General features: G+C 40.5%; 24 protein-coding genes. 3 read left to right on the top strand and 21 right to left on the bottom strand.

Features of this window, described 5'->3' with window-relative positions; translation table 11 throughout:
- Positions 1 to 125: 125 nt before the first annotated feature.
- The 19 genes from rseB to gpt all read right to left on the bottom strand — a co-directional run bounded on the left by rseB (position 126) and on the right by gpt (position 20008).
- Entirely contained in the window at positions 126 to 1070 is a 945-nt protein-coding gene (gene rseB / locus INP94_RS02425) for a sigma-E factor regulatory protein RseB (RefSeq protein ID WP_115911709.1), read from the bottom strand.
- Positions 1071 to 1140: 70 nt separating this feature from the next.
- Entirely contained in the window at positions 1141 to 1722 is a 582-nt protein-coding gene (locus INP94_RS02430; RefSeq protein WP_197543923.1) for a sigma-E factor negative regulatory protein, read from the bottom strand.
- Positions 1723 to 1743: 21 nt separating this feature from the next.
- Positions 1744 to 2319, bottom strand: coding sequence for an RNA polymerase sigma factor RpoE (rpoE, locus tag INP94_RS02435; RefSeq protein ID WP_014064431.1), 576 nt, complete (start codon positions 2317 to 2319; stop codon positions 1744 to 1746).
- A 117-nt stretch (positions 2320 to 2436) separates the two neighbouring features.
- Entirely contained in the window at positions 2437 to 2694 is a 258-nt protein-coding gene (locus INP94_RS02440; protein ID WP_014064432.1) for an FAD assembly factor SdhE, read from the bottom strand.
- An 85-nt stretch (positions 2695 to 2779) separates the two neighbouring features.
- Entirely contained in the window at positions 2780 to 4456 is a 1677-nt protein-coding gene (locus INP94_RS02445) for a fructose-specific PTS transporter subunit EIIC (RefSeq protein ID WP_197543924.1), read from the bottom strand.
- Positions 4457 to 4460: 4 nt separating this feature from the next.
- A complete protein-coding gene (fruK, locus tag INP94_RS02450; RefSeq protein ID WP_197543925.1) occupies positions 4461 to 5402 on the bottom strand; it encodes a 1-phosphofructokinase in 942 nt (313 codons plus the stop codon).
- A gap of 3 nt (positions 5403 to 5405) precedes the next feature.
- Positions 5406 to 6926, bottom strand: a complete 1521-nt coding sequence (fruB, locus tag INP94_RS02455; RefSeq protein WP_197543926.1) for a fused PTS fructose transporter subunit IIA/HPr protein — start codon at positions 6924 to 6926, stop codon at positions 5406 to 5408.
- Positions 6927 to 7000: 74 nt separating this feature from the next.
- Entirely contained in the window at positions 7001 to 7531 is a 531-nt protein-coding gene (locus tag INP94_RS02460; RefSeq protein ID WP_197543927.1) for an HI_0449 family lipoprotein, read from the bottom strand.
- A gap of 81 nt (positions 7532 to 7612) precedes the next feature.
- A complete protein-coding gene (paeA, locus tag INP94_RS02465) occupies positions 7613 to 8923 on the bottom strand; it encodes a polyamine export protein PaeA (protein WP_197543928.1) in 1311 nt (436 codons plus the stop codon).
- A 112-nt stretch (positions 8924 to 9035) separates the two neighbouring features.
- A complete protein-coding gene (locus tag INP94_RS02470; protein ID WP_049371396.1) occupies positions 9036 to 9560 on the bottom strand; it encodes a DUF1523 family protein in 525 nt (174 codons plus the stop codon).
- 26 nt (positions 9561 to 9586) lie between these two features.
- The gene (locus INP94_RS02475) at positions 9587 to 10369 is read right to left on the bottom strand and encodes a YchF/TatD family DNA exonuclease (protein ID WP_197543929.1); all 783 of its coding nucleotides are present in this window, start codon (positions 10367 to 10369) and stop codon (positions 9587 to 9589) included.
- A gap of 7 nt (positions 10370 to 10376) precedes the next feature.
- Positions 10377 to 11357, bottom strand: coding sequence for a DNA polymerase III subunit delta' (locus tag INP94_RS02480; protein ID WP_197543930.1), 981 nt, complete (start codon positions 11355 to 11357; stop codon positions 10377 to 10379).
- Positions 11354 to 11986, bottom strand: a complete 633-nt coding sequence (tmk, locus tag INP94_RS02485; protein ID WP_197543931.1) for a dTMP kinase — start codon at positions 11984 to 11986, stop codon at positions 11354 to 11356. The genes INP94_RS02480 and tmk overlap by 4 nt, the downstream gene beginning before the upstream one ends.
- Complete coding sequence (mltG, locus tag INP94_RS02490; protein WP_197543932.1) at positions 11986 to 13035, bottom strand: endolytic transglycosylase MltG; 1050 nt, start codon at positions 13033 to 13035, stop codon at positions 11986 to 11988. The genes tmk and mltG overlap by 1 nt, the downstream gene beginning before the upstream one ends.
- Before the next feature lie 63 nt (positions 13036 to 13098).
- Complete coding sequence (locus tag INP94_RS02495) at positions 13099 to 14031, bottom strand: peptidylprolyl isomerase (protein WP_197543933.1); 933 nt, start codon at positions 14029 to 14031, stop codon at positions 13099 to 13101.
- Positions 14032 to 14108: 77 nt separating this feature from the next.
- The gene (pyrR, locus tag INP94_RS02500; protein WP_049365120.1) at positions 14109 to 14648 is read right to left on the bottom strand and encodes a bifunctional pyr operon transcriptional regulator/uracil phosphoribosyltransferase PyrR; all 540 of its coding nucleotides are present in this window, start codon (positions 14646 to 14648) and stop codon (positions 14109 to 14111) included.
- A 77-nt stretch (positions 14649 to 14725) separates the two neighbouring features.
- Entirely contained in the window at positions 14726 to 18205 is a 3480-nt protein-coding gene (gene dnaE, locus INP94_RS02505) for a DNA polymerase III subunit alpha (protein WP_197543934.1), read from the bottom strand.
- A gap of 35 nt (positions 18206 to 18240) precedes the next feature.
- Positions 18241 to 19461: a phosphoribosyltransferase gene (locus INP94_RS02510; RefSeq protein WP_232087413.1), complete on the bottom strand. Its 1221-nt coding sequence runs from the start codon at positions 19459 to 19461 to the stop codon at positions 18241 to 18243.
- A gap of 88 nt (positions 19462 to 19549) precedes the next feature.
- Complete coding sequence (gene gpt / locus INP94_RS02515) at positions 19550 to 20008, bottom strand: xanthine phosphoribosyltransferase (RefSeq protein ID WP_197543936.1); 459 nt, start codon at positions 20006 to 20008, stop codon at positions 19550 to 19552.
- 111 nt (positions 20009 to 20119) lie between these two features.
- Here gpt and INP94_RS02520 point away from each other — a divergent pair, with 111 nt between their 5' ends.
- The gene (locus tag INP94_RS02520) at positions 20120 to 21568 is read left to right on the top strand and encodes an aminoacyl-histidine dipeptidase (protein WP_197543937.1); all 1449 of its coding nucleotides are present in this window, start codon (positions 20120 to 20122) and stop codon (positions 21566 to 21568) included.
- A gap of 52 nt (positions 21569 to 21620) precedes the next feature.
- On the opposite strand, the gene htpX is transcribed toward INP94_RS02520, so the two are convergent.
- Together htpX and mobA are read right to left on the bottom strand one after the other, a co-directional pair.
- Positions 21621 to 22472, bottom strand: coding sequence for a protease HtpX (htpX, locus tag INP94_RS02525; RefSeq protein WP_192829122.1), 852 nt, complete (start codon positions 22470 to 22472; stop codon positions 21621 to 21623).
- 78 nt (positions 22473 to 22550) lie between these two features.
- A complete protein-coding gene (gene mobA / locus INP94_RS02530; protein ID WP_197543938.1) occupies positions 22551 to 23117 on the bottom strand; it encodes a molybdenum cofactor guanylyltransferase MobA in 567 nt (188 codons plus the stop codon).
- A 66-nt stretch (positions 23118 to 23183) separates the two neighbouring features.
- On the opposite strand from mobA, the gene INP94_RS02535 reads away from it, so the two are divergent.
- Both INP94_RS02535 and dsbA read left to right on the top strand, forming a co-directional pair.
- Positions 23184 to 23450: a YihD family protein gene (locus tag INP94_RS02535; RefSeq protein ID WP_005699179.1), complete on the top strand. Its 267-nt coding sequence runs from the start codon at positions 23184 to 23186 to the stop codon at positions 23448 to 23450.
- Positions 23451 to 23459: 9 nt separating this feature from the next.
- A complete protein-coding gene (dsbA, locus tag INP94_RS02540) occupies positions 23460 to 24065 on the top strand; it encodes a thiol:disulfide interchange protein DsbA (protein WP_070868200.1) in 606 nt (201 codons plus the stop codon).
- Positions 24066 to 24070: the final 5 nt, after the last annotated feature.

Raw genomic sequence — 24070 nt, forward strand, 5'->3', positions numbered from 1 at the left:
TTAAGAAAAATGACCGCACTTGATAAAACAAAACCCCGCAGGACGGGGTTTAGCTATTAAAATCCATTAGGTGAAGAAAGTATAGCAAGGGGAAACAAAATAGCAACTTTCTCGCTTCTACTGAATTATTTTAGGAATGTTACACCTTGTACAATTCGTTTAGCTGCGGCAATTGGAAGCTGTCCGATAAAGGTAATTTCTTTATCGCCCATGACTTCACTATAAATCGTGTATGCCCCTTGTTTCCATGTGTTTTCTGTTGCGGCAGCGCTATCTGCTTTGTTGACATAGAGTGTAAAAGTGAAAAGACCGTCACTAAATAACGCATTTTCAATTACTTCACCATCTATCACATCATGATTTTGACGAATTAAATCAAAACCTTGCGGTAACCAATCAGTTTTCCAATTGATTGAAAGTGAAGACTCTTGTTTCCCTTCATTTAAAAGTGGAGGTACTGACACCTTATTAAGGTAATCTGTCAAACCACGTAGACGATCATCGATATATAACGTCACCACACGGAACTGATCAAGTAACTTGCCTTCGCGATCAAGCATATCGCCACGCAATAACAAACCATTTTCTTCATCTAAGAAAACGAGATATTGATAGCGAAAATCGTCTTTGGGCACAATACGAATGGTATCGACAAATCGGCCTGCAATTCGGTCTTTTCCAAGCTTAATAAAATCATAATTCTGACTCAGCTTGCTAAAATCAGTGCGAATCACTGCCGGAAGCGCATCCACAATCTCACCACTGTTAATCGTGAAAGCACGTGAATCCGGCTGGAAATAGCTGACTAAATTACCGCGCTGGATGATTTCTTGCTGTTCACCATCTAATGTCACCAATTGTGCATACACTTTTTGCCCTTGCTTAATATGACGATAACGGAATGAGTCCATATTTGTTGGCGTAGTTTGCACAAAAGCAAGCTCATAATTTAAATCTCGCATGGCTTGCGACATTTTATTTAATGACTGGATTGGCTCTTCTGCAAATGCCGTAAAAGGCAATAAGAATAAGCCTAAAAGTGCGGTTAATTTGAGAGACGTTTTTTTCATAAATAAATTGGTTTATCCAGAAAAAAATTCACCACGCCTAAGGTGGTGAATTATCGATTAATTGTAGTAATTATTTCGCTTGGTTGCTACCCACATTTAAGCTATCTGCATGCATACGACGCTGTAATTCATAGTTTTGCAACATCGTGCCAATACGGCGATTTTTTTGCTCAACCTGTTCCGAAGTCGCTACATCTTTGGTCGGAGCGTTGTAACTTACTTCTTGAACAGAATTGTTAAATGGTAAGGTTTGTAAAACGGGGTTTTCAGGTGTAATCGAGGTGCTTTTTGCATTGAACGATTGTACACCCACTACTGCCACCAAACACACACCTGCAGCCACCGCAATTTGTGTCATTGGTGCAAAGAATGCTTTTAATTTTTGCACGAATGGTAAGCTATCAGCTTCTTCTGGTGTTGGTTGAGAAACAGTAATCTCTACGTGTTTTACTTCTTCTAATTCAATTAAGTCCGCCATTTTCGCCGTAAAGTCAGCACCTAATAACACTGGTGACTCTTTACGCATAACCGATCTTACTGTGTGATATGCCGCCCAAGATTCTTGTGAATCTTTATCCTGACAGAGTTGTTTCGTCAACTCGGCACTGACTTCTTCTCCATCCATATAGGCTGAAAGTAACTCTTTTTGCATTTTATAAACTCCGACTTTATTTTAACGTTGCATAAGCGGTTGTATTTTGTTCTCAATCACTTCCCGAGCACGGAAAATGCGAGAACGTACAGTGCCTACTGGGCAATCCATTATTTCTGCGATCTCTTCGTAACTTAACCCTTCAAGCTCACGCAAGGTAATCGCGGTTCTTAAATCTTCTGGCAAACTGTGAATGGTATCAAACACCACTTTTTCCAATTCGCTAGATAACATTTCGTTTTCAGGGGTATCTACATCACGTAGATGGGTTCCCACATCGTAGCTTTCGGCATCTTCAGCCAAAATATCTTCGCTCGGTGGACGGCGCCCCTGTGCCGTTAAGTAATTCTTTGCCGTATTCACGGCAATTCGATATAGCCAAGTGTAGAATGCGCTATCGCCCCGAAAGGATTCAATGGAACGATAGGCCTTAATAAAGGATTCTTGTACAACATCTGGAATGTCGTTATGAGAAATGTAGCGGGTTAAAAGTCCGGCTACTTTATTTTGATAACGAGAAACCAATAAATTAAAGGCTTTTTTATCGCCTTGCTGCACTCTTTCTACCAAAGCCTGATCTGTTAGCTGTTCAGCCATATATCTCCTATGCTACGTCTAACACGCCTTCATATATTCAAGACAGCAAGCTATTGTTGCTTTATCAGACAGAGTTAAAATTGAAAAGTTCCTTATGTATAAAAAATTTCAAAAAAATTAACGGACATTCGTTTTCTGCACATCTTGGATATATTCAACCATCGCTTGCACTTCAGCATCGTCTGATTGACTGCCATTAAAAAACCACGAAAAAAGTTGTAAATCCGTGGCAGCAAGTAAACGAATAAAAATATCTTTTTTGTCGTCAGTCAGTTGGTCAAAATGCGCTTTATAAAAAGGCATGATGATTTTATCCAGCTCAAGCATACCTCGACGACAATCCCATTCAATGCGGAGTTTATTGTATTTATCCATAATTTCTCCCTAAATCATTGTAATTATACCTGATAAATGAAAAGTGCGGTTAAAAATTACCGCACTTTTTTAATCAAAGAATTGGCTATTCTGTCGCCTTTGGTTTAATCACCGCGTAAACCACACCGGTTAATAATGCTCCCGTTGCGATTGCACCTAAGTAGAGTAATGGTTCTGAAACAAACGGAATAACAAATAAACCACCATGTGGTGCTTGCAGAGAAATATTTAATGCCATTGAAATCGCACCGGCAGTTGCACCACCAATAACTGAACTAATAATCACACGCAATGGATCAGCAGCTACAAACGGCAATGCCCCTTCAGAGATAAAGCACAAGCCTAAGACAAAAGAAGCTTTACCTGCATCACGTTGATTGCTGGTAAATTTACTGCGTGCAATCCAAGTTGCAATCGCCATCCCAATTGGCGGTACCATACCGGCTGCCATAGCGGCGGCCATTGGGGTGTGAACTTGAGAGGCCAACATTCCCACAGAGAACGTATAAGCTGCTTTGTTTACTGGACCTCCCATATCAATACACATCATGGCACCGATAATTGCACCCAATACCATCGCATTGACTTCACCCATGGATTTTAACCAATCACTTAAGGTGGTCATAATTTGTGAAACCGGTGGGTTAATCACATAAATCATGGCGAGGCCGACAATCAAGGTACCAAAGAGTGGGAGAATTAAAATCGGTTTTAAGGAGGTTAAACTTGCCGGCAATTTAATAGTGGCATTTAATCCTTTCACCACATAACCCGCTAAGAAACCCGCAATGATCCCACCTAAAATCCCAGCGCCCGCTGTGGTGGCTAACATACCGCCAATAAGACCTACCGCAAGCCCTGGACGGTCTGCAATAGAAAAGGCCACATAGCCGGCAAATACTGCAATCATCAGATGGAATGCTGCACCGCCGCCGATATCCATTAAAGCTTTTGGAATACCATGAAAAATTGTTTCATCTTTGAAGGCTTCGATACCAAACATAAAGGAAATCGCGATTAATAAACCACCAGCAACCACCAACGGCAGCATGTGCGACACACCGGTCATCAAATGTTTATAAACACCTTTTTTCTCACCGCTTTCTTCTGATTTCGCAGAAGCTTTTGCCGCACCGCCTTCATAAATTTTTGCTTCTTTAAATGCCTTATCGAATTCCTGTGCGGTTTTCTTTAACGCTAAACCGGTCGAAGTACGATACATCGGTTTACCTTGGAATTTATCTAACGGGACATCAATATCGGCTGCAATAAAAACTAAATCTGCCGCAGCGACTTCTTCAGGGGTAATTTCATTACCTGCGCCCACTTGGCCACGCGTTTCGACTTTTACCTGCCAACCTTGTTTTTTTGCATAGGTTTCAATAGCTTCAGCAGACATAAAGGTATGCGCAACCCCCGTCGGACAAGCTGTCACTGCGACAATATTTTTGACGCCAGAAGCGCAGCCAAATTCAACCGCACTTTGAACTGGTTGAACATAATCCACTGCTTGATTAAGCGCATTCGTCAGCGTGACTTCAGGTGATGCAATAGCCGCATCTTCATTGGCTAAAAAGACTTTTTTGCCCACAAGTTCAGCAGAGTTTGGCAAAGTAGATCCGAAAACAATCACTAAATCCGCCTCTTTGGCTTGCTTAACCACAGTATGATTGGCTTTTTTCGCTACCACGCTCAATGCTTGGCGAAGTAAATAGGCTTTTGCCGCACCAATTTGCGGAGATTGAGTTAAAAACAAATTCATTACATTATCCTTCAATCACAGAAATTTTGATATTCGCCAGAATTGGCTCAAGCAAGGCGATATCGCTCACGCCCACATTACTTTGCGAAACGGCAAAGGCAGAAACCGCACTCGCAAATGCTAAGGTTTCCGCTTGAGATAAGCCTTTTTCGATACCGTAAATTAAGCCTGCCACCATAGAATCACCAGCCCCTACGGTGCTCACCACGTTTTCACATTTAGGTGGTTGAGCTTGAATAACAGCTTGATCACTCAGCCATAAAGAACCATTCGCGCCCATCGAAATAATGACGTTAGCAATACCTTCTGCTTTAAGTTTTTTAGCCGCCACAATAATTTCATCAAGAGAATTTAGTGGGTGGCCAATCCACGCTTCTAATTCGCGATGATTTGGTTTTACCAACCAAGGATGGGCTTTCAAACCTGCTGTAAGTGCCGCATTACTGCTATCTAATACAACTTTCACACCAGCTTGATGCAACTGATTAAGCCAATCCGCAAATAATTCAGGACTGACACCACGCGGTAAACTGCCGCAAACCGCAACAATGTCAAAGTTTTGACAATACGCTAATGAATCTGCTGTAAATTGCTGCCAAGCTTCTGGAGTAATTTGATAACCTAAGAAATTTAGGTCTGTCACATCGGTTTCGGTTTCCGTAATTTTTACGTTAATACGAGTTTTACCTGCTACGCGATGAAATTTGTCTTCTAAGCCTTGTTTTTTAAATAGGGTTTCGAAATCACCCACGTTGTCTTCACCTAAGAAACCACCAACTGCCACCTCTACGCCCAAGTCTTTCAGCACCTTGGCAACATTGATGCCTTTGCCAGCAGGGAAAATACCAAGTGTTTCAACGGTGTTCACTTCGCCAATTTCAATACGCGGCAAACGCCCGACTAAATCGTAAGCGGCATTTAAGGTAATTGTTGCTACTTTTGCCATCACTTACTCCTTACCTTCACCTAAACCGCTTTCAATGACTGCACCGATACCATCAATCGCTTGTTGGGCTTCTTCGCCGCTCGCTACAAAACGTAAGCGATGACCTTTCACGACACCAAGCGCCACAATTTTCATCAGACTTTTCGCACTGACTAATTGGGTGTCACGATCTAAGTTTTGTACCGCAACAGATGCATTGTATTTTTTCACTTCATTAACAAGCACCGCACTTGGACGAGCATGTAAACCGTGTTCATTACGAATCATAAATACGGCTTCAATGGCATCGGCTGGTAAACCTGTTTTTTCTTCGTGAATTTGTGGTGCATGCTCACTGCTCACTTCAATGGTATCTGGTTCAGCCGGTGGCACAGCAGAGACAGCTTCACCAAGCCCACTCGCAATAATCTTACCTAAGGCTTCAATGGCTTGTTTCGCATCATCCCCTTCTGCCACAAAACGTAAGCGATGACCTTGAGTAACACCTAATGCCACAATTTTCATCAAGCTTTTTGCACTAACTGGTGCGGTTTCTCGAGTAAGATTTTGTACGGTAATTTTAGAGGCGAATTTTTTCATCTCATTAACAAGCACTGCACTTGGGCGAGCATGTAAGCCATGTTCATTACGAATCGTAAAGGTACCAATCACTGCACCTTTCGCGATTTGGTCTTCAGATTGAGCAGCTGGCGAAGCCGGCACTTTACCGCCATTAAGTGCGGTCAAAATTTGCTGCGTATTACCACTTAATAAAATATTTTGTACTTCATCATCCAATAAACGTGCTAACGTCTCATTGATTTGGTCACTGACAGCCGAAATCGTCAATACACCTTTCACCGCTTTGCCATTATGATTAAAAATGGTTTTCGCACGACTGAATGCCAACGCATTTTTCACGTTACCTGATACGGCATCGGTTACCCATAACCCTTTGCCAAGTGGCAGAGCAGAATTGGAGACCACTTCAGAAACAAAGCTATTTTCAACCGCACTTTGCTGTTGTAATTTGCCTGCATTGATAGCAGTAAGTGTGAGCAAACTTTGCGTTTCAATATCTAAGCTTAATGTTTCTTCAGTCATGCTAAAAGCATCACTTTCACCTAACAAAATAGCACGGAATTTTTCAACATCTGTTAATGTCGCTAACTGTGCTGCAGTCTCTTCATCACCTAAAACATGCGTTAATTGACGAAGTAAAGCAAGATGCTCATCAGAACGGGCCGCAATACCAATCACAACATAAGCAATATTGCCTTCTCCCCACTCAATACCTTGTGGAAATTGGAAAACTTGCACACCGGTTTTTTTCACCATCGAACGGGTTTCTAATGTACCGTGTGGAATCGCAATCCCATTGCCTAAAAAAGTGGAGGTTTGTTGTTCACGTCCAAGCATGCCTTGCAAATAGCCTTGTTCAACATTGCCAGCTTGCTCTAACGCACTTGCAGCCATTTCAATAGCTTGCAGCTTATTTGTTGCCGTAGCATTTAAATGAATGTTGCTTTCCGAAAGTTCTAACATTCTAGCTCCTTCACATTGATGATTTAAAAAAAGAAAAGCTGCTGATGAGATCACTCATCAACAGCTCAAATTGATTATTGGCCGGTACAGGCTTTGAGTAGCATTTCACTACCTTGGGAAATGTAGGCGTCATTTTCACCGCGTTCTTTACCTTTTTGCAAATCACGCATAGCATCGTAGATCCCTTGCGTCACACTTGGAGAATCCACTTTTTGCCAACAATTTGTACTTAAACGGCTGAAGTTAGTTTGTAATGCCTCTGCATGTAATACACCACTGTAATAAGCATACACATCAGAATCATGACCACCTGTGTAGAGTTTATCTTGAATTTGTTTGATTGGTACAACAATACGACCGAGATACCAGTCATTTGCACCACTTGCAAAATTATCCACAAAGAAATTTTTTGTTACACGATCTTTATAGGTTGCCACAGTGGCTTCGTAAGCTGCCGCGTAAGATTTTTGGTCGATTTTATCTTTATCTAAATCAATGACCTTTTTGTCTTTGCCCATAAATGGAATGTAAGAGGTCATATCTGAAATCGAAGAACAACCCGCAAGCATGACTGCTACAAAGAATACCGAGATTTTTTTTAACATTAAATTTTCCTTATTTATAGGCGGTTAAAACCGCTGTTAATTATACTTAGAATGGGGGGTTAAGCAAGGCAGCACCTAGTACTACGCTGATTCTTTGCTCACTCCGCTGTCTTTGACAATCGAAACTAAAATTTGATCAATTTTGAAGTTTTCGGTATCAATGACTTCAAATTTATATTTATCGTATACGACAAAATCGGTTTTTTTCGGGATTTTGCGTAACATATACATCATAAAGCCACTAATAGTCTCGTAATTTTCTGAATCAGGGAAAGATTCAATATCCAAAACGCGCATCACATCTTCAAGCGGCGTTGCCCCATCAATCAACCAAGAGTTTTCATCGCGGCTAACGATTTGCTCTTCTTCGTTAGAAACCAATTCTCCCATCACAATACTCATCACATCGTTCAAGGTAATTAAGCCCATTACAAGCGCATATTCATTGACGATAATCGCAAAATCTTCCCCCGTAGATTTAAATAACTCCAATACTTCATATAACGACAGTGTATCTGGAATAAATAACGCTTTACGCAATAAACGGCTATCCGTTAAATCTACCACTTCTTGTTGAAGATAGAGTGTTAATAAGGTATGTGATTCCACATAACCTAAAATCTTATCCAAACCATTATCACAGATCACTAATTTAGAATGAGAGTCTGCCGATAAGGTATTCAACACTTCCTGACGGGTGAAAGTGCGGTCTAAAAATACGATGTTCTCACGAGTCGTCATGGTTGAAGACACGGTACGCTCTTGCATTTCAAAGATGTTTTCAATCAAATAATGCTCTTGTGTTTTTAACACCCCCGCTTCGGCTCCCGCTTCTACGATCGCCACAATGTCTTCTGGAGTCATGTTATCTTCACGTTTAGTAGGTACACCCATTAAATGGAAGAAGATATTAGAAAGACCATCAAAAAACCATACAATAGGTTTTAAGAGGAAAATAAAGGCTTGCATAATGCCAATAGTCCGTAGCGCAATACCTTCAGGATCAATCAGTGCAAGGCGTTTCGGAATTAAATCAGCTAATAAAATAAATGTTGTGGTTACCATGAAAAAGGCAATCCAAGAGGAGGCTGGCTCAACCCATTCTGCCTTGGTGTACTCATGTAAAAAACTCTGTAAGTGAAGACTAATGGTTGCTTCACCAATCACACCACCGAGTACGGCAACCATATTAAGTCCAATTTGTACTACAGTGATGAAACGCCCTGGCTGTTCCTGTAATTTTAAAACTTTCTCCGCTTTGATATTGCCTTCATTGGCCAACGCTTGTAGTTTAATGCGTCTTGCACCCGCGAGAGAAATCTCAGCTGATGACAAGATTGCACTGACAATAATTAATACGATTAAAATAAAAATCGCTGCAGATAAACTCATAATGTTCTCTTTATTGGTTTTAAAGTGCGGTCAATTTACCGCTGGTTTTTAGGTTAGAAATGTTATTATTAAATTGTGAGGGCGTTCTATGACGCCCCATATTTGAGAAACGCTAATTTTCGCTGTCGAACCAGCCACGTACAAATTGGATAGAAAGGAAAAGAGTAACTAATAAGAAAGCATAGAATACCCAAGATAAAATCGGATGGCTTGGTGTCACATCGCCACTGATTTCTTTCACTGCAACGGCATTGCGATATTCATCGAACATCGTCATCCGCCAACCGTAATACTTGATTTGCACTAATTTGTTTTCATTACCCAAGGCTTGAACTTGAGCCTGTAAGTTCGCTGAACCAAATTTAAAGTAGAATGGAAAACCCCAACGGGTATCTTCATTACGATACACCATGATTTTGCCATCATCATTTTGTGTATTGATAAAATACACATCGCGCGTTGGACCATCAGCCGGATTCGATTTTGTAATCGGACCATCTTTATCAACACGTTTCACTTCCACACCCGTTACTCGCGTTACATCATAGTGTGGGAAAACGTAGTCTACCACGGCGAACATAAATCCGTGGAAAACAAAGACCACTAAAAATAAAAAGTACTTAAAAAACTTACGCATAACACTCTCTCATTTAAATCGATGATTTATTGTACATTAATTTTAAATAAACGCTCGAAGTTTTGTGTACTAATTTGCGCAAATTCTTCTACTGATAGCCCTTTTAATGCTGCCACATACTCGCAAACTTCACGTGTATAAGCAGGTTGGTTCTCTTTACCACGATAAGGCACGGGCGCTAAATAAGGCGAATCCGTTTCAACCAACAAACGATCTGCGGGTACATAACGAATGGCTTCACGAATACTTTCCGCATTTTTAAAGGTAATAATGCCCGAACAAGAGATGTAAAAACCTAAATCAAGCGCCTTTTTCGCAAAGTCTAAAGTTTCTGTAAAACAATGAATTAATCCACCGCACTTTTCAGCATGATGCTCACGCAACATGGCGATGGTATCTTCTGGCGCTGAACGCGTATGAATAATTACTGGCTTATCCACTTCATTAGCAACGCTGATTTGATCAGCAAAAACCGTTTGCTGCAACGCTTTATTATCTGCGCTGTAATAATAATCCAAACCGATTTCGCCAATTGCGATCACTTTTTTATCTTGTGCCAAACGCAGTAAACGCTCGGCATCGTAAGGTTCTTCTTCAAGATCTAAGGGATGCACACCGCAAGCCAAAGACACATTCGGAAATTTTGCTAACTCAGGGTAAGCTTTTTCAAAACGGCTTAATGTTACACCAATGGCGAGTAAATGCTTCACATCCCGTGCATTGGCTTTAGCCACTACATCAGCAATATCTTTGTGTAAATTTTCATAATCCAATGCATCTAAATGGCAATGGGAATCTACGATAAACATAATTTATTTAGTCCTTAAATACGTCGGTAATTAACTTCGTCAAACCATCTAGTAACATTAATTCTGTATTAACACCGTTAATGGTAAGTAAATCCGACCTTACTTTTTGCATAATTTTATTTGCGGTTAATAACCCAAGCGCTGTTTGTTCGTCTGCAAATTGAGTTACACCGGTTTTAAGATCAAGTGTTTGCCAGCCACTTTGTATTTCGAGTTTGTATTTAATAGCATCGCTTAAAAACGCTAAAATCCAATCCACTTGCTGTACAGTGCGTTCTTTTTCAAAGAAAGGCAAAATTTCCAAAGGCGAACGACGACGATAAAACAGCCAGAATTGGCGTAGGAAATTCTTCCGTTGTTCAATTAATCCTTGCTGAAGTGTTTCCAATGCTAACAATGGACGCCCCAAATTCATCGCAAGTGCGGTCAATAATTCGGATGTTTCTGCCTGAAAGTAAGAAGAAAGCCAAGTTAAGGCTTCCGCTTCTGTTGGCAAAGGGACATTCCACACTTGGCAACGGCTGTAAATAGTCGCTAACAACGAAGAGGATGGCTCTGTTTGCAATAAGAAATACGTGTTCGGACGCGGCTCTTCCAAAGTTTTAAGCAACGCATTCGCTGCTGCTTCCGTAAGACGTTCTGCATCTTGGATATACACTAATTTATTGCCGTTTTGTTGCGCGTGTTGGCTGACAACTTCATTAATCGCCCGTACCTGATCAACGCCAATGTCTTTGCCTTCTTGAGAGGCTAAAACATGAAAATCGGGGTGACTTTGCGCTGCCATTAAGTGACAAGCATGACAATGGCCACAAGGTGCATTATCTGGCGTTTGACACATAATGCGTTTTGTCAAAGCCTCAAACAAACCTTCAGCACCGAGACCTTGATCAGCTTTAATCAATAATGCATGATGCCCCAAACCTTCGCTAAAAGTTTGGCTAATTTTGTGATAAGTAGGCACTAACCAAGGACAAAGTTCGCTCATTTTGCTTGTGAAACCCACCAACTTTTGACCGCACTTTGTATATCTGCTTGTACTTGTGCCAAAGCCTGACCTGCATTAATAATCGCAGCTTTCGGATTATTTTGCACCAATTCCAAATAACGTTGGCGGGTACGATGGAAGAAATCGAGTCCTTGTTGTTCAATGCGGTCTAATTCACCACGACCTCTAGCACGAGCAAGCCCTTCTGCAGGATCAATGTCTAAATACAGTACAAAATCAGGCTCAAAGTCGCCTAATACCATATTTTTTAAATTCGCCATCAGCGTTTGGTCAAACTGACGCCCACCGCCTTGATAAGCCTGTGAAGACATATCATGACGATCACCCAGCACAATTTTACCTTCTGCCAATGCTGGCTTAATCACATTTTCTACCAATTGAATTCGTGCCGCATAAAGCATCAATAATTCCGCTTTATCCGTAACAGGTTCTTCTGTTTCATGTTTAATTAAATGGCGCAATTTCTCCGCTAATGGTGTACCACCCGGCTCACGAGTAAATACGATATCATTTACACCAAGGGATTTTAATGTATCCACCACCGTTTGCATGGCGGTACTTTTACCTGCACCTTCCAGCCCTTCAATGACGATAAATTTGCCTTGCATTAGTTGGCTCCTTTTTGTTGGTTACGATACCAACGTAAATATTCTTGCACTGCTTTATTATGCTCGTTCAGATTACGAGTAAATTTATGACCGCCACTTCCATCAGCAACAAAATAATAAAAATCTGTTTTTGCTGGATGGGCCACAGCCTGTAAAGCACTTTCACTCACCATCGCAATTGGTGTCGGCGGTAGCCCCTCAATCATATAGGTATTGTACGGGGTCATCGTTTCCAAATCTTTTTTACGAATATTGCCGGTATAACTCTCACCCATTCCATAAATCACGGTTGGGTCAGTTTGTAGTTTCATATTGGCTTTTAAACGATTAATAAATACGGAAGCCACTTGTGGACGCTCCGCCGCAATACCCGTTTCTTTCTCCACAATAGAAGCCAAAATCAGCATCTGATACGGATCCGCTAAAGGGAGATTTTCATCACGTTCATTCCACGCTTTATCTAAGGCTTTTTGTAGACGGGTAGTTGAACGTTTTAATAATTCAAGATCTGTGGAGTTTGGGGTGTAATTATAGGTATCTGGATACAACCAGCCCTCCATGTTATTCCATTCGTAAACGGCTTTTGCAACGGCTGGAATATCCAATAACGCCATGATCTCTTTATCCGTTTTACCTTGCAAGGTTTGTTTTAAGTGCGGTGCGCTTTCAAGGTTTTTACGCCACTCCTTGAACGTTTTACCTTCAATAAACTTCACGCTAAATTGCGCTTCCTTGCCGGAATTGAGCATATCCAATAAATCTTGCAACGTTTTCACGCCCGTTAAAGAATAAGTCCCCGCTTTCACTTTGTTGAGCTGAGGTTGTAATTTCAATAACCAAGGCAATAAATCGGCATGTTCAAGAATTTTTTCTTGCTCTAATAAAGCGGCGAGTTTACTGCCAGTAGTGCCTCGCTCAATTGTAAGCAATTGATCTTGCTTGACATTCACCGGCGTATGAACAAACTCAGTTAATTTTTGATAACCCCAAAAACCAACACCGCCAAGAATTAGCAAAAGAATCAGTAAAAAGACAAAAAATTTTTTCATGCGTCACTCATTTTATAAAAACGACAAAAGGGGCAAAATGCCCCCTTATTCTAACGTTTTCTGTTATTTATCGAAATATTGAATATCAGCATTTTTACGTAATGCTTTCACCCAGTCTTTGGTTGCTTCTTGTAATTGGCTATTCACGATTTGCTCGTAAGCTTTTTGACGATAAGCATCTTCCGTTTTATCGCCATCACGACTACCGGTTACTTCGAGAATATGCCAACCAAATTCAGATTTAAACGGTGCCGAAATGGTACCCTGTGGTGTGGTTTCAACTGCTTTTGCAAATGGTTCCACATAAGCTTCCGGGAAGGCGTAGCCTAAGCTGCCGCCATTCGCGCCTGATAAATAATCTTTAGAGTATTTTAATGCCGCATCGGCAAATGTCATTTTGCCTGAAACGATATCAGCACGAATACGTTCTAATTCTGCTTTTGCTTGTGCATCGTTCAGTAATGGGTTTAATTTTAATAAAATATGACGAACTTCATACTCTTTACCCATCACTTTTTGTGCGGTACCTTTTGCTTTCGCTTCATCGAGCATTTGTTTACCCAATGCATCCACTTGCTCACGAGTCACATCTACGCTGTTTTGAATGGCATGGTTACGCACACCCGCCATTAACATTTGACGAGAGATTTGTTGTTTAAATGCATTTAAGGAAATGCCTTGATAATCCAACGCATCTAAAAATTGACCATAAGTTAAACCATTTTTTGCCGCAATATCTTCTACGATACGGTTTACTTCCGCTTGGTTTACTTTTACGCCTGATTCTTTGATAGCCTTATCAGTCAGCATATCATCAATAATCTTATCTAATGCTGCACGTTGGCTACCTTTCTTACCCATCACAGCATTCACTTGGCTTTGTAAAATTGGTGTACCATTCACAGTCGCCACAACGCGTTCTTCTGCTTGAACTTGAGAAAAAGTAAACAGACCGATCATGGCAAATAAAAGAGATTTTAACATTGATTTTTTCATTTTAGTTGTCTTAAAAAATAATAGGATAATGCTCGTTAGATTATCAATTTTATCAAAGGTTCACAATAGGCTGATCGTTATTTAGGCAATAATGCCACTTCATAACAACCATCGTATTTTAATGTACGCACTTGAACTTGTTCATCACGGGAAGTCGGCACATTTTTACCTACATAGTCTGCCCGAATTGGTAATTCACGGTGTCCACGATCCACTAAAATCACCAATTCAATTTTAGCAGCTCGACCAAAATCTGTTAACGCATCCATCGCGGCACGAATAGTTCTACCGGTAAAGAGCACGTCATCGATCAAAATAACTTCTTTACCCTGAATATTCATATAACTTGAGGCACCGCTATACACAGGGGTTGGATTTTCAGGTTCAACATATTCTAAGTCATCGCGGTAAAACGTGATATCCAATTCCATCATTGGAAGACTCACACCATTCAACTCTTCAATGCGACGTTGAATCAATTCAGCAATTTCTGCTCCACGACGTTTTACCCCAACTAAAATCACATTATCGAAATCTTGGTGCTTTTCAATAATTTCATGGGAAATACGTGAAATGGTGCGTAAAAATCTGTCTGCATCAATAATGATTTTTTCCATTTTATCTCTCACTTATTTACATAGCCTAAGTGCGGTTTAAAAAACACTGATTTTTTGACCGCACTTTTACTGGAATATTAACCAAACTCTAGCTCTACTGCATTTTCGCCGAGCAAATTCACCAATTCTGTTAGAATCTCATCCGTTGGCGTAATCGACCATTGAATCCCCAAACGTAATAACGCACGACCTTTTGCACTTTGATAATATATGTTAATTGGTAAAGTGCCGCCACTAACAGGTTCTAACATTTCTTTCAGTTTCTTAATAAAACTTGGGCTAATCTGTTCCTCTGACAAACTGATGGCCAAAGATTTTGCATAACGGGAGCGCGCCTCATCCAAAGTCATCAAATCCCGTACCGACATTTTTAACCCGCCTGAAAAATCGTCAAAACTCACTTGGCCAGATACCACCACAACCGTATCTTTTTGCAGTTTTTCGCCAAATTGGTCTAAGCTTTCACCGAATAGGGTTAAATCCAAACGTCCAGAACGATCATCTATGGTTGCAATACCAATCCGATTACCTTTTTTCGTCGTGGCAAAGCGAGTTGAGACTAACAAACCGGCTGCCGTGCTAATTTGCCCACGGCGGTTTGGCGTGAGATCTTTTAATCGCGTAGAGCTGTAATGAGAAAGCTCTTTTAAATAACGACTCACTGGATGGCTGCTTAAATACAAACCTAGAGTTTCTCTCTCACCATCTAAAATTTGTTTTTCCGTGTAAGGTGGCGTGTGAGCGTAAGCATTTTCCACTTCTTCATGTGTTTCTGTTAGCACACCGAACATATCAGCTTGTCCCATGGCCTCATCTTTTGCATGCTGATCTGAGGCTTTGAGTGCATCTTCGAGATTCTTAGATAACGCCGCACGATGTGGCCCTAGCTTGTCAAACGCGCCCGACATAATCAGACTTTCAAAGGTACGACGGTTAATTTTTTTCAAATCAACGCGAGCACATAAATCAAATAAGTCTCTAAAAATCCCACCTTCATTACGAGCGGTAATCAGTGCATCAATCGGACCTTCACCCACACCTTTAATGGCGCCAATACCGTAAACAATTTCACCATTTTCATTTACGCTGAAATGATGTTTCCCTACATTGATATCCGGTGGGGTGACTTTTAAGCCCATACGTAAACATTCATCGTACAAGCCAACAATTTTATCCGTATTATCCATTTCCGAGGTCATTACCGCTGCCATAAACTCAGCAGGGAAATGGGTTTTCAGCCAAAGGGTTTGATAAGATACTAACGCATAAGCAGCGGAGTGCGATTTATTAAAACCATAGCCCGCAAATTTTTCCACTAAGTCGAAAATCTTCATGGAAAGCTCGCCATCAACCCCATTTTTTTCCGCACCTTCTTTAAACACAGAACGCTGTTTCGCCATTTCTTCTGGTTTTTTCTTACCCATCGCACGGCGTAATAAGTCCGCACCACCAAGAGTATAACCCGCTAGCACCTGAGCAATCTGCATGACTTGCTCTTGGTACAAAATAATACCGTAAGTTGGCTCTAAAATCGGTTTAAGGCTTTCATGTTGATAGTTTGCGTCAGGATAAGACACTTCCTCACGGCCATGTTTACGGTCAATAAAGTTATCCACCATGCCCGATTGTAATGGACCAGGGCGGAATAATGCCACCAACGCAATAATATCTTCAAAACAATCTGGCTGAAGACGTTTAATTAAATCTTTCATCCCGCGCGATTCCAACTGGAATACGGCGGTCGTTTCAGATCGCTTCAGCAACTCAAAAGATTCGGGATCATCTAATGGAATAGCAGCAATATCGACTAGTGGTTTGCCATCACGAGCAAGGCGGGCATTAATCATATCTAATGCCCATTTGATAATGGTGAGTGTACGTAAACCTAAGAAGTCAAACTTCACTAAACCCGCATATTCCACGTCATTTTTATCGAAGTGAGTAACCGGATGAAGCCCCTCATTATCACAATAAAGTGGCGCAAAGTCTGTAATCAAAGAAGGCGAAATTACCACGCCACCCGCGTGTTTACCTGCATTTCGAGTGACACCTTCTAGCTTACGCGCCATATCAATTAGAGCTTTGACTTCTTCATCTGAATCATATGCCACTTGTAACTGTGGTTCAGCCTCAAAAGCCTTGGCTAAAGTCATGCCGGGATCAGGGGGAATCATTTTCGAAATACGATCCACGAAGCCATAAGGATGGCCTAATACTCGACCTACATCTCGAATTACCGCTTTGGCCGCCATGGTACCAAAGGTAATAATTTGTGATACCGCACCACGACCATAGGTTTCTGCGACATGATCGATAACACGATCGCGTCCATCCATACAGAAGTCGACGTCGAAATCGGGCATGGAAACACGTTCTGGGTTTAAGAAACGTTCAAAAAGAAGATCGAATTCAAGGGGATCTAAATCGGTAATTTTTAGTGCATAAGCCACCAATGAACCCGCACCAGAGCCACGTCCTGGCCCTACAGGAATATCATTGTCTTTTGACCATTGGATAAACTCCATAACGATTAAGAAGTAACCCGGAAAACCCATTTGGTTAATCACATCGAGTTCGACTTGAAGGCGCTCATCATATTCTGGTCGTCTTTCTGCCCGCACTTTTTCATCAGGGAATAAAAACGCCAAACGCTCTTCCAAGCCTTCTTTGGCTTTCATCACCAAATAATCTTCCGTACTCAATTCACCAGTTGGAAATTGAGGGAGGAAATATTGCCCCAAACGCAAAGTCACATTACAGCGTTGCGCTATTAATACCGTATTTTCAAGTGCAGAAGGAATGTCCGCAAATAAGTCGCACATCTCTTCTTCTGAGCGGAAATATTGTTGCTCGGTATAACGTTTTGGACGTTTCGGATCGTCAAGGGTATAGCCATCATGAATAGCAACTCGAATTTCGTGTGCCTCAAAATCATCAGGTGCGAGAAAGACAACATCGTTGGTTGCAACAAGCGGTAAATCATGTTCCTCAGCCAATTTTAATGCAGCTTGAATATAACGTTCTTCATCAGGACGATCCGTTCGGGAAAGAGAAAGGTAAAAATGGTCAGGAAAAAATTCTTGATAAAAACTGACCGCACTTTCAGCTTCAGCGCTATTTTCTTTAAGGAGTTTTTTCGCGATATCACCTTGTGTACCACCCGATAAAACAATTACACCTTCACGGTGTTCAATTAACCATTCCTGGTCAATATAAGGCAAGTCCACATAGCCGCGTTGATAGGCTTTTGAAAGCAGTAATGTGATGTTTTTATAGCCTTCATTGTTCTTAGCAAGTAAAGTGAGCGTAAATAATTCCTCACCGCATAACTCGCTTTTAACATGAACATCTGCGCCAATGATTGGTTTAATCCCCGAAGAAAGGGTTTCACCATAAAAACGTACCACACCACAAAAATTGGTGAAATCCGTTAATGCCAACGCGACCATATTATTTGCTGCACACGCTTTGACCAATGGTTTCACTTTCGCGATTCCATCAATCATTGAAAAATCAGTGTGCGTACGAAGATGTACAAAACGCGGTTGAGTTGACATTAACAATCCCTATGTTGATAGTTAAAACGAATAAATTAAGCTTTTTTAATATCTATTTTAGCTAAGCCTTCTTTAAAAGCTAATCCATAACGTCTTGGTATTGACGCTTCAAATCTACCATTCTCTACTGTAGTTTCATAGCTGCAAACTTTAAATTCAGGCACACGAATAAAGGAATAATCAACATTGACCATAGGGGATATTTTTGAATATAACGTCCATCTTACTTTGCTCCCTTCTTCAAAAGAGGTTTTTGCATCAAAACTGCTCGCCCCCTCGCAATGCGCAATTTGGTAATCAGAATAAAACGCCCCTGGGAAAGGCTTGGCATCACAGAAATTAAACACTCTATCGTGCGCAAACACATCTTGGCGAATATAGCCCCACAACTCTTCTGCAAGAAAATCCTGATCAGCAAAATGACGAGAATCGTAGCCCCTATCAACAAAACGTTGAATTCTCGCTTCCATATCAGGAACAGCGCCGGCTTTTGCTCCCCACATTCCAGCCAAAATAAGTGCTGTATGAGAACCTGAATCACGCATCGTATGGAATGAACGACCACTTTCAATCCATTCTGATACGGCTTCTGCTTCTCGGTGAGAGACCACGGAGTCAGCATCACGGAAGATAACATACTCAGCTTCTGGATCATTAATTGCAAGAAAACGCCACATTGTACCAGGCCATTTATCCACAGGTGAAGTGACATACACCACTTCAGCACCATTATTTTTTAATCGTTGAATCGCTTCAGATGAAACTGAATCATCTACATAAAAACGGCATATCCAGTCAGGGAATAACATGGGAGATACTTGTGTATTTAATATCGCCGGCTCAACATATTTAGAATTATTTCCAAATAAAGAAAATGCGATAATTCGTTTACCATTTTTAGGCGCAGGCACAGGAACCATTTCCTGTGTTGGAGCTGGAATTTTTTTATCCTTAAGCTCAAGCGCTAAATTGCCATAAAAACCTGAGCGCTCCCAATCATCTACTGCACCATAAGCATGTGCCAATAAATCTAAAGCCGGAATATATTGCGCATCCACTTTTAATGTTTTTAATTCTGCCTCAATTGCCTCTTCCCATTTTAATTGTTGCAAATAAACATAAGCAATTTTATGAGAGTATTCGGGATTATTAGGATCAAGTAAGCAAAGCGTTTCAGCCAGCTTGACTGCTTCATCATATTCTTTATTTTCAAGTGAGGAAACGTAAGATCGCTCTAGCGCTTTTTGTGCGTCCATATTATTCATAATCAAAATAAATTGGTCATAATTATTACGCCGGAACTATAAAAGCACCGGCGTAACGAAATTTTATATTTAGGTTTTATTATTTTCTTGCCAATGGTGGCACAAACGTTAAACCTAAATCCCAAGGTTGTTCAATCCAAGTATTTTGTGGAATATCAATCACATAATCATCCACTAACTCAGCACCTGCAGGTTTTGCGAATACTGTGACGAATTTTGCTTTTGGATACATTTCACGAATTGCACGAGCAGTGTTGCCGGTATCTACCAAATCGTCTACCACGATCATTCCTTCACCATCACCACTTGCACGGTGTAATACTTTTAATGCACCTTGTTCATCGTGATCATAACTCGCAATACACACGGTTTCTACTAAACGAATATTTAATTCGCGAGCAAGTACCGCTGCTGGGAACAAACCACCACGGCTTACTGCGATGATACCTTTCCACTGAGTAGCAGGAAGTAAACGTTCCGCTAATTTGCGGGCATGCATTTGGAACATATCCCAAGTCACAACATATTTTTCGCTCATAACAAATACCTTAAACTTTGTCGCTAAATAAAAAAATTGCGGAATTTTAACCTGAATTGGCGTTTTATGCTATGATTTCCGCAAAAATTTTAATGAAAAAAGGAGTTCATTATGTCAGAAATTACCACATTACAACCGCAATTACTTTGGAAATGGTTTGATCAAATTTGTGCGATTCCACATCCTTCTCATCACGAAGATGCACTCGCGACCTTTATTGTTAACTGGGCGAAAGAAAAACAATTTTTTGCTGAGCGTGATGAAGCCGGTAATGTATTAATTCGTAAACCTGCCACAGCAGGAATGGAAAACAGCCAACCTGTTGTCTTACAGGCACATTTAGATATGGTGCCACAAGCCAATGAAGGCAATCCGCATAATTTTACCCAAGACCCTATTCGCCCTTATATCGACGGTGATTGGGTAAAAGCGCAAGGTACGACACTTGGCGCGGATAACGGTATTGGTTTAGCCTCGACCTTAGCGGTATTAGAAAGTACCGATATTGCACACCCACCACTTGAAGTGTTACTCACCATGACTGAAGAAACCGGCATGGATGGTGCCGTACACCTTCGTCGTAACTGGTTAAAATCGGAAATCTTAATTAATACCGACACCGAAGAAATCGGTGAAATCTATATTGGTTGTGCTGGTGGGGTAAATGCTAATGTTGAGTTACCTGTTCACCGTGAAAACAATCCATTTACCCATAGTTTGCAAATTAATTTAAAAGGTTTACGTGGTGGTCATTCAGGCTGCGATATTCACACCACACGCGCAAATGCAATTAAAGTTTTATCGCGCTTATTAGCAAAACTCTCACAAAATCAACCGCACTTTGCTCTTGCAGAAATTCGTGGTGGCTCAATTCGTAATGCGATTCCACGTGAGGCGGCTGCGACAATCTGTTTCAATCATGATGTAGAAAGCGTAAAAAGTGCGGTCAAAAATTTTGAAATTTTATTGAAAGAAGAGCTTGCTATTGCTGAACCAAACTTAACTTTAACCGTTGAGCAAGTTGAAAATCCACAACAAACTTTCACGCTTGAATGCACTCAAAAAGTGATTAATTTGCTGAACGTATTACCAAACGGTGTCATCCGCAATAGCGATGTGATTAAAAATGTCGTGGAAAGCTCATTAAGTATTGGTGTGTTAAAAACCCTTGAAGATAAAATCGAAGGCACGATTCTTATTCGCTCATTGATTGAAAGCGGTAAAGAATATGTAGAAGACACCTTAACCTCACTCGCTAAACTCACGGGGGCAACAGTTGAATTTTCAGGTTCTTACCCAGGTTGGAAACCAGTAAATGACACCGCAATTTTGACATTAATGAAAAACCATTATACAGAAGTGCTTGGCAAAGAGCCTGTTATTAAAGTGATTCATGCAGGGCTTGAATGTGGCTTATTGAAAGAACATTATCCAAATATTGATATGATTTCTGTAGGGCCAACTATTCGCAATGCGCATTCGCCTGATGAAAAAGTCCAAATTTCAACAGTACAAACTTACTGGGAATTACTCACTAAAGTCTTAGCGGATATTAAATAATCTACAAATAAAAAGGGCTAAATATTACATTTAGCCCTTTATTTTTTATCTTTTATAAACTACGTAATGCTTCGATACGTTTTTCAAGTGGAGGATGGCTCATAAAGAGTTCGCTACGTTTGCCGTTAATCATAAAGGCATTAAGTGAACCTTCCATCTCTTGAGGCTCATGAATTTGTTGTAGACGTTGCAGTGCCGCAATCATTTTTTCTTTACCTACAAGCTGTGCGGAGCCAGCATCTGCACGATATTCACGATAACGTGAGAACCACATCGCGATAATGCTTGCTAAAATACCAAATACAATTTCTAACACCATTGAAACCAAGAAGTAAATGCCTGAGCTGCGGCTTTCTTCATCGCCATTACGAGAACTTGCCACCACATTAGCAATTACACGAGATAAGAAAATCACAAAGGTATTCAATACGCCTTGTAATAAAGTCATGGTCACCATATCGCCATTCGCAATGTGGGAGACTTCGTGAGCTAATACCGCTTCAGCTTCTTCTTCCGTCATGGAGTTTAATAAGCCTGTACTAATCGCTACTAAAGAATTGTTTTTTGTTGCCCCTGTAGCAAAAGCATTCGCATCATTAGAATGGTAGATCGCCACATCTGGCATTGGGATGCCTGCTTGTTGCGCTTGACGGCGTACCGTTTCTACCAACCAACGTTCAGCTTGATTACGAGGTTCGGTAATCACTTCCGCGCCCACAGAGCGCAATGCCATGGTTTTTGATAAAAATAACGAAATCAATGATCCGGCAAAACCAAAAAGCATCGCCATAATTAAAATGCCACCTGTACTATTACCCGCAATACCGGTCACATTTAAAATAATCCCTAACACAAGCATTACAGCAAAGTTAGTGGCTAAAAATAAAAGGATTCGCATCATAATAAAGTTCCTCAATAAAATAGAAAGTAAACACTGCAATAATGGAGAATTTTTTACAAAATTCAAGGTTAAACAAATAATTTATTGTAAATCTTCTAAGGTATTAAAATTTACAAATCGTCCTTCTTGTTCGTCAAATTGGACAGCAACCGCGCCATTTTTGTTCATAAATTGTAATAAGCGACGTTCGCCCTCGTTTAAATAAGCACGTAACTTCTCTTTAAGCTGAACGGACATCAAACAAAATGTCGGGTGTTCACGCTCTTTATCTTTTGCATAAGCTATTAAAGTGCGGTCATTTTTAACCGCACTTTTTAGTTTTTCTAATAAGTTTTGTGGAAAATACGGGCTATCGCAGGGCACAAAAAGTACAAAATCTGTTTTAGCTTGTTCGAGCGCTGTCAGCATACCGCTCAACGGTCCCTGAAAATCAGGCAATTCATCTGAAAATACGGGAACCCCCCATTGAGCATACTCCGTATGGTGACGATTAGCATTAATCGATATATCAACTACTTGGGGTTGTAAGCGCTCAATCACATGACTAATTAACGGTTTATTTTGTAAAAGCTGTAAGCCTTTATCCGCCCCATTCATTCTCCGTGCTTTTCCGCCAGCCAAAATAACCGCACTTATTGTGTATTCCATATTTTCTTATTGCCTTATTTGAAGTATGATCTAGCCTTATTTTTCTCCATTTAAAAGGAAATAGCAATGAAATGTAAGCGTTTAAATGAAGTTTTGGAACTTTTACAACCTTACTGGTCTAAAGACCCAGATCTTAGCTTGCTACAAATTTTGCAAAAAATTGCTGATGAAGCAGGTTTCGATAAGCCCGTGGCAGAATTATCTGATGAAGTGATTATTTATCATTTAAAAATGCATGGCACAGATAAGTTTGAGCCAATTCCTGGCATCAAAAAAGATTATGAAGAAGATTTTAAAACCGCATTGTTAAAAGCGCGCGGAATTATTAAATAAGGAAAACAAATGAAAAAATTTTTATTTTTACTCGGTGCTTTATTTTCATTTAACGCATTCGCAGCTAATTTAGAAGAAGGTAAACAATACGTTCAAGTGGGTCAAACCGCTTCTGCACAGCCTGAAGTGATTGAATTTTTCTCTTTCTACTGCCCGCATTGCTATGCCTTTGAAATGGAATACCACATTCCAAAACAAGTTGCAGAAAGCTTACCAAAAGGCACTGAATTTAAACAATATCATGTTAACTTCTTAGGTCGTCAATCTGAAAACCTCACTCGTGCATGGGCATTAGCGATGGCACTTGGTGCAGAAAGCAAAGTGAAAGCGCCTTTATTCGAAGCGGCACAGCAAGATAAATTAAGCTCAATGGACGATATTCGTAAAATCTTCATTGATAACGGTGTGACTGCTGAACAATTTGATAACAACATCAACAGCTTTGCTGTAAACGGTTTAGTGAATAAACAAGTGAATGCGGCTGAGCAGTTTAAAGTACATGGCGTACCTGATTTCTATGTAAATGGCAAATATCGTGTGAACCCTGAAGGCTTAAATTACGATGATTTCGTCAAAGATTATGTAGAAACCGTGAAAGGTTTATTGCAAAAATAAAAAAA

This window comes from Haemophilus parainfluenzae (genome assembly GCF_014931395.1).
GTDB lineage: Bacteria > Pseudomonadota > Gammaproteobacteria > Enterobacterales > Pasteurellaceae > Haemophilus_D.

Bases quoted from the DNA above. Each gene is read 5' to 3' on its own strand.
- rseB (WP_115911709.1), bottom strand. From the start codon at position 1,070: ATGAAAAAAACGTCTCTCAAATTAACCGCACTTTTAGGCTTATTCTTA.
- INP94_RS02430 (WP_197543923.1), bottom strand. From the start codon at position 1,722: ATGCAAAAAGAGTTACTTTCAGCCTATATGGATGGAGAAGAAGTCAGT.
- rpoE (WP_014064431.1), bottom strand. From the start codon at position 2,319: ATGGCTGAACAGCTAACAGATCAGGCTTTGGTAGAAAGAGTGCAGCAA.
- INP94_RS02440 (WP_014064432.1), bottom strand. From the start codon at position 2,694: ATGGATAAATACAATAAACTCCGCATTGAATGGGATTGTCGTCGAGGT.
- INP94_RS02445 (WP_197543924.1), bottom strand. From the start codon at position 4,456: ATGAATTTGTTTTTAACTCAATCTCCGCAAATTGGTGCGGCAAAAGCC.
- fruK (WP_197543925.1), bottom strand. From the start codon at position 5,402: ATGGCAAAAGTAGCAACAATTACCTTAAATGCCGCTTACGATTTAGTC.
- fruB (WP_197543926.1), bottom strand. From the start codon at position 6,926: ATGTTAGAACTTTCGGAAAGCAACATTCATTTAAATGCTACGGCAACA.
- INP94_RS02460 (WP_197543927.1), bottom strand. From the start codon at position 7,531: ATGTTAAAAAAAATCTCGGTATTCTTTGTAGCAGTCATGCTTGCGGGT.
- paeA (WP_197543928.1), bottom strand. From the start codon at position 8,923: ATGAGTTTATCTGCAGCGATTTTTATTTTAATCGTATTAATTATTGTC.
- INP94_RS02470 (WP_049371396.1), bottom strand. From the start codon at position 9,560: ATGCGTAAGTTTTTTAAGTACTTTTTATTTTTAGTGGTCTTTGTTTTC.
- INP94_RS02475 (WP_197543929.1), bottom strand. From the start codon at position 10,369: ATGTTTATCGTAGATTCCCATTGCCATTTAGATGCATTGGATTATGAA.
- INP94_RS02480 (WP_197543930.1), bottom strand. From the start codon at position 11,357: ATGAGCGAACTTTGTCCTTGGTTAGTGCCTACTTATCACAAAATTAGC.
- tmk (WP_197543931.1), bottom strand. From the start codon at position 11,986: ATGCAAGGCAAATTTATCGTCATTGAAGGGCTGGAAGGTGCAGGTAAA.
- mltG (WP_197543932.1), bottom strand. From the start codon at position 13,035: ATGAAAAAATTTTTTGTCTTTTTACTGATTCTTTTGCTAATTCTTGGC.
- INP94_RS02495 (WP_197543933.1), bottom strand. From the start codon at position 14,031: ATGAAAAAATCAATGTTAAAATCTCTTTTATTTGCCATGATCGGTCTG.
- pyrR (WP_049365120.1), bottom strand. From the start codon at position 14,648: ATGGAAAAAATCATTATTGATGCAGACAGATTTTTACGCACCATTTCA.
- dnaE (WP_197543934.1), bottom strand. From the start codon at position 18,205: ATGTCAACTCAACCGCGTTTTGTACATCTTCGTACGCACACTGATTTT.
- INP94_RS02510 (WP_232087413.1), bottom strand. From the start codon at position 19,461: ATGGACGCACAAAAAGCGCTAGAGCGATCTTACGTTTCCTCACTTGAA.
- gpt (WP_197543936.1), bottom strand. From the start codon at position 20,008: ATGAGCGAAAAATATGTTGTGACTTGGGATATGTTCCAAATGCATGCC.
- INP94_RS02520 (WP_197543937.1), top strand. From the start codon at position 20,120: ATGTCAGAAATTACCACATTACAACCGCAATTACTTTGGAAATGGTTT.
- mobA (WP_197543938.1), bottom strand. From the start codon at position 23,117: ATGGAATACACAATAAGTGCGGTTATTTTGGCTGGCGGAAAAGCACGG.
- INP94_RS02535 (WP_005699179.1), top strand. From the start codon at position 23,184: ATGAAATGTAAGCGTTTAAATGAAGTTTTGGAACTTTTACAACCTTAC.
- dsbA (WP_070868200.1), top strand. From the start codon at position 23,460: ATGAAAAAATTTTTATTTTTACTCGGTGCTTTATTTTCATTTAACGCA.